Below are 10,526 nucleotides of genomic sequence, written 5' to 3'. Positions count from 1 at the left end.
CTCCAGGCGAGCGTTGGCTGCCTCGAGCTCGGCGACCCGTGCCTCCAGCTGCCCGACCCGGCCACCGGAACGCACCGCCGGCTCGCCGGGCGTCGTGCCCGCTGCCGGACCGGCCGTCACGGCGGCCTGCCCGCGCTGCTCAGCCGCGCGGCGCACCCATAACCGCAACGTCTCTCGCGAGACGCCCAAGTCCCGGGCGATCCCCTTGATCGTCGCCCCGGGTGTGGACTCGTACAAGGCCACAGCATCGGCCTTGAACTCCTCCGGATAGTTCTTCATAGCCATGCGGATCAAACTCGCTTCCTCTGGATCCACGATCCAGTATCAGCGTGTCCACCAAACGGGGTGAAGCCCCCTTGATGGCTTGATCAGAAGCATGCCCGACCTGTGTCCTGCACGGGTTGTGGCCCATGACAGTTACGCCTCCAGGTGACTCCTACCCAGGCCGACGCCGGTCACGACGTCCACGCTCGGGAGGAACATCGCAGTGTCCATGCTCGCAGAAGCAGTACCCGTCGCGCAGGTCTACCTGTTCGTCGTCGGGATCGATACCCATGCCCGTAACCACGTCTACGCGATCATCGAGACCCTCACGGGCGCGGTGGTCGACACCCAGGAGTTCCCGACCACCGCGGCCGGCCTGGCCCGCGCGTCGGCTTGGGTCGCCCGCCGCACGATCGACACACCGCAGGCTGTGCTGATCAGCATGGAAGGTACCGGCTCCTACGGGCGCCTGGCCGCCGGGCACCTCGCGGGCCTGGGCTACCGCGTGGTCGAGGCGCCCACCCCGGTCCGCGGCAAGGGGAAGGCCAAGACGGACATCCTGGACGCCCAGGCCGCGGCGCGTTCCGTCCTCGGCCAACCCGCTGACCTGCTGCGCGACTACCGGGCCGGGGAAGTCGCCGGCGCGATGCAGGTCCTGACCACCGCCCGCGAACGGCTCGCCAAGGACAAGACCGCGCACCTGAACGCGCTCACCGCGCTGCTGCGCACCCATGACCTGGGCATCGACGCCCGCAAGCCGCTCACGATGGCCCAGATCCGCGCCGTCAAAGCCTGGCGCAGGCGCACCACCGACCCCCTCGACCAGCAGTACGCCCGGACCGAAGCAGCCCGTCTCGCCGCGCGCGCCCTGGAACTGCACGACGAGCTCAAGGACAACGAGAAGACCCTGCGCGACCTCGTGGCCGCACACGCCCCCGACCTGCTCGACGAGCCCGGCATCGGCCCCTACTGCGCCGCCGTCATCCTCGCCGCCTGGGCCTACCCCGGCCGCGTCCGCTCCGAAGCCGCGTTCGCCCGCATCGCCGGCACCGCGCCGATCCCCGCCGCCTCCGGCAACCACAGCGACTACCAGCGCCTCGACCGCGGCGGCGACCGACGGCTCAACCACGCCCTGCACGTCGTGGTCATGACACGACTACGCATGCACGACACGACCCAGGACTACGCCGCACGCCGAACCGCCGAAGGCAAGACAATCCGGTCAATCCGCCGCCAGCTCAAGCGCTACCTCACCCGCAACCTGCACAGGCTCCTGACCAGGACAAACGCACTCGCCGCTACGGCTTGACGAACATAGAAGCGTCTTTGCAACGACCCTGGATTTCATGTGAAGTAGTCGGGTCGGCTGACATAGGTGTCGGTGACGAACATGACTCCGGAGGAGTTCTCGAGCAGAGGGCGTAGGCCGGCGATGAGGGCGTCGGCGCGGTGGTCGGGGATGACGGTGATGAGCAGGGCGAGGGTGTCCTGTTCGTTGAACAGCAGCCGTCCTTCGTGGTATCCGCTGTGGCCCAGACCGGAGACGCCGGAGATAGTGGTGTATCCGGTGGCGCCGGAGTGCTCGATGATGCGGCGAACGTCGGGGGCGTCGGTTCCCGAGACGATGACCTCGATTCTGGTCATTTTCGCGAGGTTGGTGCGGGTCATGGCTGCACTCCGTTCGAGGTGGGGTAGGGAATCCATCCCCCGCGGGCGCGGTGTTGCCAGGGGGAGCTCTGGTCGGTGCGGGCGAGGAGAGTGATCCAGTGGTTGTCGACGAGATCGCGCACCTTGGGGTTGCGGGCCACGATGGTGTCGATTCGCTCGTGCGGGGCGTGGACGAGGACGAGCAGGCGCATCGGTTCGTGCACGAGGCGGTTCCCGACTGCCACCGATTGCCAGGGCAGGCCCGTTCGCAGGTCTCCGGACGGGCCGGTGAGAACGCCGATTCCGCCGACGACGTTGTGGGTTGTTTTGGTGCCGGCGCCGAAGATGTCGGGGGCGACGGTGGAGAAATAGTATTGACAGTTGATCCATTGCGCGACGATCATCGCTGCGGTGAAGATCGTTTCCAGCGCGGTCGCGGTCGGGTCGTCGTCGGGGTTGTAGGAGTGCAGGAAGCAGCGGCTGCGCAGATCGACGCCTGCGGACAAGGTGCGTGGTCCGATGATGAATGCCGCGTTGCCGGCCAGGCCCCATTCGGGATACACCTGTGCCCAGTCCGCGCTACGGGTCCCGGCGTGGCGTGCCGCCGTGTGCGGACTCGGTCGGTCGGGCGCGCCGGGAAGCAGGGTGGTTCGTTCGGCAGCGAGGCGACGTCCGGCTTCGGCCAGGTCGGCGGTGAGCCGATCGAGGTCGTGCCGATGTGTGTCGGGCACCCGGTAGCGATCGAGGATGGTGACGCGGTCGCTGGTGGTGTCATGCTCGGCGGCGACGAACCAGCTGTCGTCGGGAATGTCGATGCCGCGGCTGGCGAGCCTGTCGCGCACTTCGGTGTCATTGAGGATGTCCACGGCGGCGCGAGCGTTCGGCCCGCCAGGGTTGCCACCGCAGGCGCCGCAGGCCAGGGCCGAATGGAAGGGGTTGTTCTCGGTACTGGCGCTGTGTCCGCAGAACACCACCAGCCGAGCGAAACCCTTGGTGAGTCCCATGACCGTGAGGGCGGTTTCGGCGATCTGCACACGCTGGTCGAGACCGAGCCCGCCGGCGGTGTCGATCACGGTGCGGGCAGGGGGCGCGATCCGGGTCCGGGTGCGGGTGCGCCATCGCCGGTAGCGGCGAGGTGCCAGGGTTTTCGCGGCGGCCACGGGCCCGCTCGCCCAGCCGAGGATCTCGGCGAGAGCGAACGGTGCCGCCAGGTCGGCTTTGGCGGTGTGGACCGCGTCCGCGGTGGCTGCGAGGGTGTGCAGTCCGGCGATGTGGCGCTGCGCCGCGACGAGCGCTGCCGGGTCGGGTTGTTCATATAGGTCGATGTGAGGTGTCACCAGAGCCGGCGCCGCGATCGCGGGATCGCCGTTGGCGAGGGCGTGGATGCGGCTGGCCACAGCGAAGAACCCCGCGAATCCGAACGTGTCGTAGCTGCCCAGCGCCTCGAGGTGCCGGCGCAGTCCTTCCGAGCGGGGATCGATACACAGCACCAACTGCGCGTCGGCGCGGGTGAAGTTCGGGGTGGGGACGGGTTTGTCCAGTTCCTCCAGCAGACCGCGGCGATAGTGCGTCTCGTAGGCGTCCAGCCACACCAGTGGCCGCGAATCGACGGGCATATGGTCGAGAATCCGGAGGATCGACGCCTCGCCGGCGGCATCGAGACCGGTCGTGCCCAATGCCTGTGCCGCGCGATGGGCACGGTCTGTGGCCGTGCCCGATGGGTGAGCGGGACCAGGAGCCGTCCTCGCGGGTAGTTCGGTGGTGTCGAGCAGGTGCGCCTCGTAGCTGAGCCGGACGGCGAGATAGTCGACCAGGTCGATTGTGGAGCCGGGTGTGTTGCTGTGCCACAGGATGTGGCTGGCCCAGCCCGGCAGCCGCGTCAGGTGGGCGCGCAGGTAGGCGATGCGTTCACCACCGTGTCCTACACCGAGTCGTGCCAGTGCGTGCGAGATGGCATCAGCGGGATCGGAGGGGAGGTCGCGCAGCGCGCGGCGAGCGGCTGCGGGGAGCCGCGGATCGCGTGGCGCCAGATCGGCCCAGGCCGGGTAGAAGCCCCGGTCGCGGCCGGGCATTGTCCAGCTGGCCTGGCCGGGATCCAGATACGCCGAGCACCATTTGACGGTTTGAGCGTCGATCGCTGCCGCGGTGCGCGCGCACACGCGTTCGCTCAGAGTGAGCAGCCGGCGGGTGGGGGGTGGCGGGGTCGATCCGTGGACAAGGTCGGCCAGAAGGATCTCGGCGGCGGTGTAGACGCGTCCGTCGACCTCGACAGGTGCCGCGGTGACGGCGTCTGGGAGTCGGCGCTCGAGAGCCTCGCTCAGATCGGCCTTCGTGATTCGGCCGGTGGTGTGGGCGGCGCGGAACTCGGCCTCGTCGAGGGTGCCTCGGAGGCCGTAGAGGTCACCGGCGATGGCGAGAGCGTCGTCGAAGGGCCGATGTTCCAGCCCGCCGAGTGGGTTGACCGCGATAAAACTGCTCAACGGCCATACGGGGGTGAGGACGCGGGCGGCCACACTGATCTCGGCTCGCAGCTGTGCGCGCTCGATCGCGCGCTGATCGACGGGGACCGAATCGACGGTGACTGTCATGATTCTCCTACCACAACGGGAACGAACGATCTGGTAGGCGCGGCACTGCGCGCGCCCCTGGTGAACGCGGTCCTGCGAGCGCGCGGACCGAGATCACCGAGACTCAGACACACCACATACAGGGTCTTGTGCAGCGAGGTCAGAGCGGGGACGGTGGTGACCCGTACGGTGGTGAGCGCCGCGACCACCACGAAGACCGGGATCAGCGTCCACGCGCTCATTACCGCGGGGCCCGCGGCCCGCAGAGTGGGTTCGGTGAAGGCGCTGAAGACCGACAGCGCACCGAGGTAGGCAACCATCACGGCGATGAGCACTGCGATGAACGCGCTGGCGGGCCCCGGTTTCGTCACGCGTCGGGCCCAGCCCCACATCAGGCGGGTGCCCGTCACCCACGCGAACGCCAGCAGCAACACCGTCCCGGAATGGGCGAGCCCGAACACCGATTCCCACAGCCACACCGCACCGGCGAGCGCCACCGTGGGCACCAGGAGGGCGAGCGCTCCGAAGGCGCGCCGCGCACCCGGACTGCCCAATGGTCGCGGTGGTGCGGTGCGTTCTTTGACGTGATCGCCGACCGCGGACCCCGACCCCAGGAAGAGCGTGGCCTTGTACATGCCATGTGCGATCAGGTGGAACAGCGCGGCGGAGTAGGCGCCGAGAGCGCACGTCATCACCATGAATCCCATCTGGCCGACGGTGGAGTAGGCCAGTGCGGACTTCACGTCGGGCCGGGTCAGCATGAGCGCGGTGCCGTAGACTGCGGTGAGCGCGCCGGCGAGGAAGGCCAGACCCGTCGCCGTGGCGTAGGAGTCGATCATCGGGTGCAACCGCAGCAGCAGCACGCCGCCCCCGTTGACGATGCCGGCGTGCAGCAGAGCTGACAGCGGTGTCGGCGCGGCGACGGTGGCCGGAAGCCATCCCGCTATCGGGACCAGCGCGGAGCGAGCCACCGCCGCGATCACGAGCGCTCCCGCGATGATCGAACCCGCCGCCGATGTGGTCGTCGGCAGCTCGAGAGCGCGCAGGTCCACGTTCCCCCACTGCACGGTGGCCACGATCACCGCCGTCCACAGCGCGATGTCGCCGACGAGCACCATGCGTGCGGTCCGCGCGACCGCCACCGGCACCCACGCATCGGCGCGGTACACCCGCAACAGCCACCACAACCCGAGGCCGATCGCCGACCAGGCCACAGCCAGCCCGATCAGCGTGGCGGCGGTGACCATCGCCGCGGTGGCCGTGGTGAGCAACCCGGTCAGCGCGGCGAAGCGGGCCGCCCGAGCGTCTCCGCGCAGGTACCGCGTGGCGAAACCCTGCACCACGGCACTGACGCCCAGCACCAGCAACAGCAACAGCACCGACACTCGATCGGCATAGAACCCGGCCACCGCCGACCCGTCCGGGCCGGTGGTCATGACCGCGGCGACCGGGCCGCGCACCGCCACCTCTATGGCGACCACGACAGCCGACACGGCAGCGAACGTCGTCACCGCGACACCGCAGCGACCGGTGCGCCATCCCGCGAGCAACAGCGGACCGGTCATCGCCGGCAGCAGTACCGATACCAGCAGCAGCACACTCACTGGCCTCTCCCTCCCAGCGGACGACCCGCTGATCACTCACCGACGCGATCACCTGTTGTCGGCGACCACCCGAACACCGCCCGGTTGCCACCGGATTGCCGGGAGCGGTCGGGGAACGCGATCGGACGCCGTCGATCACGACATAACGCGACTCACAATACACGAAATATAAAACACGTTCTCGGATGTGTTAAATCACTGTCGCATGTTGTAGCGTGTGATGCGTGACGGACTGGACGTTTCTCACCAACCACGCGCGGGTGCTGCTGTGCATCGCCCGCGACGATCAGATGCGCCTGCCCCAGATCGCCGACGAGGCCGGCATCACCGAGCGGGCGACCCAGCGCATAATCACCGAACTCGAACGCGCGGGGTACCTTGAGCGCAACCGCGACGGTCTGACCGGTCGCTACCGCCTCAACGGCGAGCTACCTTTCCGGCCACGGACGGACCGGGACGTCGCCGTGGGCGAGGTCCTCGACCTGCTCGAACACCCCACCCGAGACGACGGGTCCGTGGCCTCGGTAGCCCGACTGGAGCCGCGGCTGGTCGGCACGACGTCGGCGTGGATGGTGCTGCTGGTGCGCAGCGTCGACGATCTGGACGCGGCCGTGCCCGCGGTGAACGACTACCTGAACCACCTGCGTGAGGGCCTCTCGCCTGCCAGTCGGCACGACAGCACGCTGCTGGGCATCTGGGTCCGCGGCGACCTCGAAGAGGGACTGCCCGAATGGCTGCACTACGAGTCGGCCACCCCTGCGGCGGCCCAGGACGAGACCTCGCAGGCGGCCGTGGCTGAGGCCATGGTCGGGGTCCGCAGGTCGGTGTCACTGTCGGGACTCTGGACGCTGTGCTGGATCGACGGTCCCCTGCTGCGTGCGACCGACACCACCGATCAGGCCCGTCGGCACGTTCTCGACACGTTCGTCGCGGCTACCTCCGAGCCGCGAGGGTCGCGCTTGGGCGGCATCTTCTACGCCAGCTTCGCCGCGAGCCGCCCCTCGAAGTTCATGGCCGCCGAGGTCGCGGATCTGCGTGCCCGCCATCCGCGTCTGGTGGCCGATCGGTGGTTCGTCGTCGACGACGATCAGGGCATCCAGAGGCTGATCACCTACTCCGGAGTCGACCGATGACGCACACAGCCCGACCGACGACGTTCACCGGCCCTGGGACGATCTCCCCCGCAGCCGCCGCCCGGCCCGCTCCGGCCCAGGTGCAGGGGGTCGTCCGCGGCGCTGCGGAAATCCTGCGCCGAGGCGGTCTAGTCGCCTTCCCGACCGAGACCGTGTACGGGCTCGGTGCCGATGCCGAGAACGCCGAGGCGGTCCGCCGAGTCTTCGAGGTCAAGCGGCGGCCCGTGACGCACCCGCTGATCGTCCATCTCGCCGACTCCGGCCAGCTCGGCGACTGGGTCACGGGAACACCGGGTTACGCTCGGGTGCTCGCCGAGTGGTTCTGGCCGGGGCCGCTCACCCTGGTCCTGCCGCGTAGTCCCCGCATTCCGTCCGTTGTCACCGGTGGATGCGACACCGTCGCGGTGCGGGTCCCGCATCATCCCGTCGCCCAGCGCCTGCTCACTGCATTCGGCGGGGCGATCGCGGCGCCGTCGGCCAACCGTTTCGGTGCCGTCAGCTGCACCAGCGCCGAACACGTCGCCGACGAACTCGGCCCCGCCGTGGACCTCATCCTCGACAGCGGCCCCTGCCCGGTCGGGATCGAATCGACGATCATCGACGTCACCGGCGACGAGCCGATCCTTCTCCGCCCGGGCGCGGTCGGGGTGGATGATCTCGCCCGGGCACTGGGCCGGCCGATCCGAACAACCACACCATTGCCCGGGCACCGCGCGCCCGGGCAGCATCCTTCGCATTACGCCCCCCGCGCGCGCGTGGTCCTGGTCGAGGAGAGCGAGATCGTCGCCGAGGCCGATCGACAGCAGTCACACGGCCTGCGAGTCGGAGTCTTGCGACCACCCGCGAGCACGGCATCGATCACCATCGACAGCGCGCTGGTGATCGACGTGCCGACGGCAATCGGCGACTACGCCCGCGATCTGTATCGACTCCTGCGCGAATTCGATCGTCACGACTGCGAGGTCGTCATCGCCTCACTCCCTACCCCCGCGGGTGTCGGTCTGGCCATCGCGGACCGCCTCACCCGCGCATCCGCCCCTCGCCCCGCAGGAACCGCGTCGACCAGCGCATGCGCCGAGTAGGAGAGGATCTGTGTCAACGACGCGAGTCGAGCGCGACCAACTACATGTGCAAATGAACTCACGTAAGACAAAATGGCAAACAGGGATCGTAGATTGTAGGGTGATCACGGTGGCGGACTGGACGTTTCTCACCAACCATGCGCATGTCTTGTTGTGCATCGCACAAGACCCCGGGATGCGGCTACGCGACGTCGCCGACGCGGTCGGCATCACCGAACGCGCGGCTCAGCGGATCGTGGCCGAACTGGAACAGGCAGGCTACCTCGAACGCGTCCGCGACGGGCGCCGCAACCGCTACCGATTGAACCAGGAACTGCCACTGCGGCACCCCCTCGACCGCGACCACGCGGTCGGGGAAATCCTCACCGTCCTGACAGCCGAGCCGAAGACCGCCCCCGGCCGTAGCGCATGAGCGCACCACACCCCTACCGCGACCGCGAAGTCGCCCTAGCGACCAAACATGGCAAGGAGCGGGTGCTGGCCACCGCCCTGGCCGAGCGGCCCGGCCTGATGGTCCAGGTCGCTACCGAGGTCGATACCGACCAACTGGGCACTTTCACCGGCGAGATCGAACGCCCGGCACCACCACGCGAGACAGCGCTGAGGAAAGCCCGCCTCGCCATGCAGGCCCTGAGACTGCCCCGTGGCCTGGCCTCCGAGGGCGCCTTCGGCCCCCACCCCATCGCCGGATTCATCCCCGCAGGACTGGAATTCCTCGCCTTCGTCGACGAGGACCTCGGCCTCGAACTCGTCGTGCACCATCTCGAGTGTGACACCAACTTCGGCCACACCGTCACCGACCAACTCGACGAACGAACCTCACAGTTCCTGCAATCCGCCCAGTTCGGCAGCCACGCGGTGACCGTGCGGCCGAACACCGCCACAACCGACGAGGCACTCTACAAAGGCATCCGCACCAGCTCCGCCCTCGCCGCAGCCCTCGCATGCTGCGCGGCGGCGTCCTCGGACGGGCACGCGCGCATCGAAACCGACATGCGCGCCCACCTCAACCCCACCCGCATGCGCAGCATCGCACGACTGGCCACCGAACTGGCCGAACGCCTCGACCGGCTCTGCCAGAGCTGCGGCGCCCCGGGGTTCGGTCGCGTCGCCACCGAACCCGGCCTCCCCTGCAGGCTCTGCCTCACCGCCACCCCGCAGCCAGCCGCAGACATCCACGGCTGCGCCCGCTGCGAACACCGCACCAGAATCAAGCGTCACGAACTCGCCGACCCGGCGGGCTGCCCCTTCTGCAACCCCTGACACCCACGAGACAGCCACCACCACCCACCATGCAAATCGCGAAACTCGATTCGCATATCAACTGACATGTGTTCGGGCATGTGGCAGCCTCGCGACCGAGGCTCAACCTGGCCCCATGCACGAGCGTCGGTCGGCAGCAGGCACCCCTACTCCCCCAGGGTCATTTCAAAGTTTATCTGGGTAGTGAGTAGCCGGGAGGAGCTTCACCTCCCGGCTACTCACGAGGAGACTGCTGAAGAACCGGTGTTTCTGTCCGCAGGGGATGTGGGCGGCGGGCGGATCGCCACGATACGGCAGTCTGTGCGGCATCAAGGTCAGCACCCCGAGGGTGCGACTGCGTGGGTCGGTCCGCCCGCCTGAACCCATCGTGAGCCCGTGACGGGACGGTTGTCCACAGGTTGCGGGCGGCGGGCCGGCTGTCAGGCCAGCGCCCAGGTCCCGGATCGGTGTTCGAGGCCGAGGGCGAGCAGACGGTGCAGGTTTCAGACCGGCGGTCCGGGTCAGCAGCCCCCTTGCTACGCATTTTCGGCAGGGACCGTCTCGTCTATGGCAGCGTGCGCTTGTCGATGGGCGGGGTTTTGGTCGCGCAACGGCTGGTGCCTGCCTGCGGGTGCTGCCCTTGGGCCTTCGCCCCGAGAAGTGGACACGTCTTCGTGTGGTCAGGCGGCCAGCCGTAGCGTAGCCGGGTCGGTTTCGTGTTCGTAGTCGATGGGGCTCTGGTTCCCGAGCCGGGAATGCGGTCGGCGCAGGTTGTAGCGCGTGATCCAGCGGAACACTGCGAGGCGGCAGGCGCGGGCATCGTCGAACGCGGGTGCGCCGGCCAGGGTCTCGCGTTTCAGCGTGGCGTTGAACGACTCGGCCAGGGCGTTGTCGGCGCTGGTGCCGACCGCGCCCATGGACTGAGTCACCTGCAGCCGGCCGCACAGCTGCGCGTAGTCCTTCGATCCGTACTGGGCTCCGTGGTCG

Annotated in this window: 10 protein-coding genes; 5 read left to right on the top strand and 5 right to left on the bottom strand. The window is 68.6% G+C overall.

What is annotated here, in order from left to right; all coding sequences use genetic code 11:
- On the bottom strand, positions 1 to 285 hold a 285-nt coding region (locus tag APR04_RS29950), incomplete at its 3' end, for a transposase (protein ID WP_253873318.1).
- Positions 286 to 493: 208 nt separating this feature from the next.
- Here APR04_RS29950 and APR04_RS29945 point away from each other — a divergent pair.
- A complete protein-coding gene (locus APR04_RS29945) occupies positions 494 to 1,573 on the top strand; it encodes an IS110 family RNA-guided transposase (RefSeq protein ID WP_253878237.1) in 1,080 nt (359 codons plus the stop codon).
- Between the two features lie 35 nt (positions 1,574 to 1,608).
- On the opposite strand, the gene APR04_RS29940 is transcribed toward APR04_RS29945, so the two are convergent.
- Genes APR04_RS29940 through APR04_RS29930 form a run of 3 tightly spaced genes read right to left on the bottom strand, consistent with a single transcriptional unit; the run spans position 1,609 to position 6,082 of the window.
- A complete protein-coding gene (locus APR04_RS29940; RefSeq protein ID WP_242136442.1) occupies positions 1,609 to 1,932 on the bottom strand; it encodes a P-II family nitrogen regulator in 324 nt (107 codons plus the stop codon).
- Positions 1,929 to 4,499: a DUF2309 domain-containing protein gene (locus APR04_RS29935; RefSeq protein ID WP_253878235.1), complete on the bottom strand. Its 2,571-nt coding sequence runs from the start codon at positions 4,497 to 4,499 to the stop codon at positions 1,929 to 1,931. The genes APR04_RS29940 and APR04_RS29935 overlap by 4 nt, the downstream gene beginning before the upstream one ends.
- Entirely contained in the window at positions 4,496 to 6,082 is a 1,587-nt protein-coding gene (locus tag APR04_RS29930; RefSeq protein WP_253878233.1) for a proton-conducting transporter transmembrane domain-containing protein, read from the bottom strand. The genes APR04_RS29935 and APR04_RS29930 overlap by 4 nt, the downstream gene beginning before the upstream one ends.
- Positions 6,083 to 6,306: 224 nt before the next feature.
- Between APR04_RS29930 and APR04_RS29925 the strand changes: the two genes are divergently transcribed.
- The 4 genes from APR04_RS29925 to APR04_RS29910 all read left to right on the top strand — a co-directional run bounded on the left by APR04_RS29925 (position 6,307) and on the right by APR04_RS29910 (position 9,560).
- Positions 6,307 to 7,215, top strand: coding sequence for a MarR family transcriptional regulator (locus tag APR04_RS29925; protein ID WP_242136444.1), 909 nt, complete (start codon positions 6,307 to 6,309; stop codon positions 7,213 to 7,215).
- Positions 7,212 to 8,297, top strand: coding sequence for an L-threonylcarbamoyladenylate synthase (locus APR04_RS29920; protein ID WP_253878231.1), 1,086 nt, complete (start codon positions 7,212 to 7,214; stop codon positions 8,295 to 8,297). Before APR04_RS29925 ends, APR04_RS29920 begins: the two co-directional genes overlap by 4 nt.
- Positions 8,298 to 8,406: 109 nt before the next feature.
- On the top strand, positions 8,407 to 8,709 hold the full coding sequence (locus APR04_RS29915; RefSeq protein ID WP_242136446.1) for a helix-turn-helix transcriptional regulator: 303 nt from the start codon (positions 8,407 to 8,409) through the stop codon (positions 8,707 to 8,709).
- On the top strand, positions 8,706 to 9,560 hold the full coding sequence (locus tag APR04_RS29910; protein WP_253878229.1) for a DUF6671 family protein: 855 nt from the start codon (positions 8,706 to 8,708) through the stop codon (positions 9,558 to 9,560). Before APR04_RS29915 ends, APR04_RS29910 begins: the two co-directional genes overlap by 4 nt.
- A gap of 659 nt (positions 9,561 to 10,219) precedes the next feature.
- Here the strand turns inward: APR04_RS29910 and APR04_RS29905 are convergent.
- Positions 10,220 to 10,526 (bottom strand): integrase core domain-containing protein (locus APR04_RS29905; protein ID WP_253878227.1); only part of this gene is annotated, 307 nt, incomplete at its 5' end.

Origin of the sequence: Promicromonospora umidemergens (assembly GCF_024171995.1) — a bacterium.
Lineage (GTDB): Bacteria > Actinomycetota > Actinomycetes > Actinomycetales > Cellulomonadaceae > Promicromonospora > Promicromonospora umidemergens.
The sequence above is the reverse complement of the archived record's forward strand: the minus strand, read 5'-3'. Positions and strand labels throughout refer to the sequence as shown.

What these genes read in the sequence shown, in the direction of transcription:
- APR04_RS29945 (WP_253878237.1), top strand. Translation starts at nt 494, where the DNA reads ATGCTCGCAGAAGCAGTACCCGTCGCGCAGGTCTACCTGTTCGTCGTC.
- APR04_RS29940 (WP_242136442.1), bottom strand. Translation starts at nt 1,932, where the DNA reads ATGACCCGCACCAACCTCGCGAAAATGACCAGAATCGAGGTCATCGTC.
- APR04_RS29935 (WP_253878235.1), bottom strand. Translation starts at nt 4,499, where the DNA reads ATGACAGTCACCGTCGATTCGGTCCCCGTCGATCAGCGCGCGATCGAG.
- APR04_RS29920 (WP_253878231.1), top strand. Translation starts at nt 7,212, where the DNA reads ATGACGCACACAGCCCGACCGACGACGTTCACCGGCCCTGGGACGATC.
- APR04_RS29910 (WP_253878229.1), top strand. Translation starts at nt 8,706, where the DNA reads ATGAGCGCACCACACCCCTACCGCGACCGCGAAGTCGCCCTAGCGACC.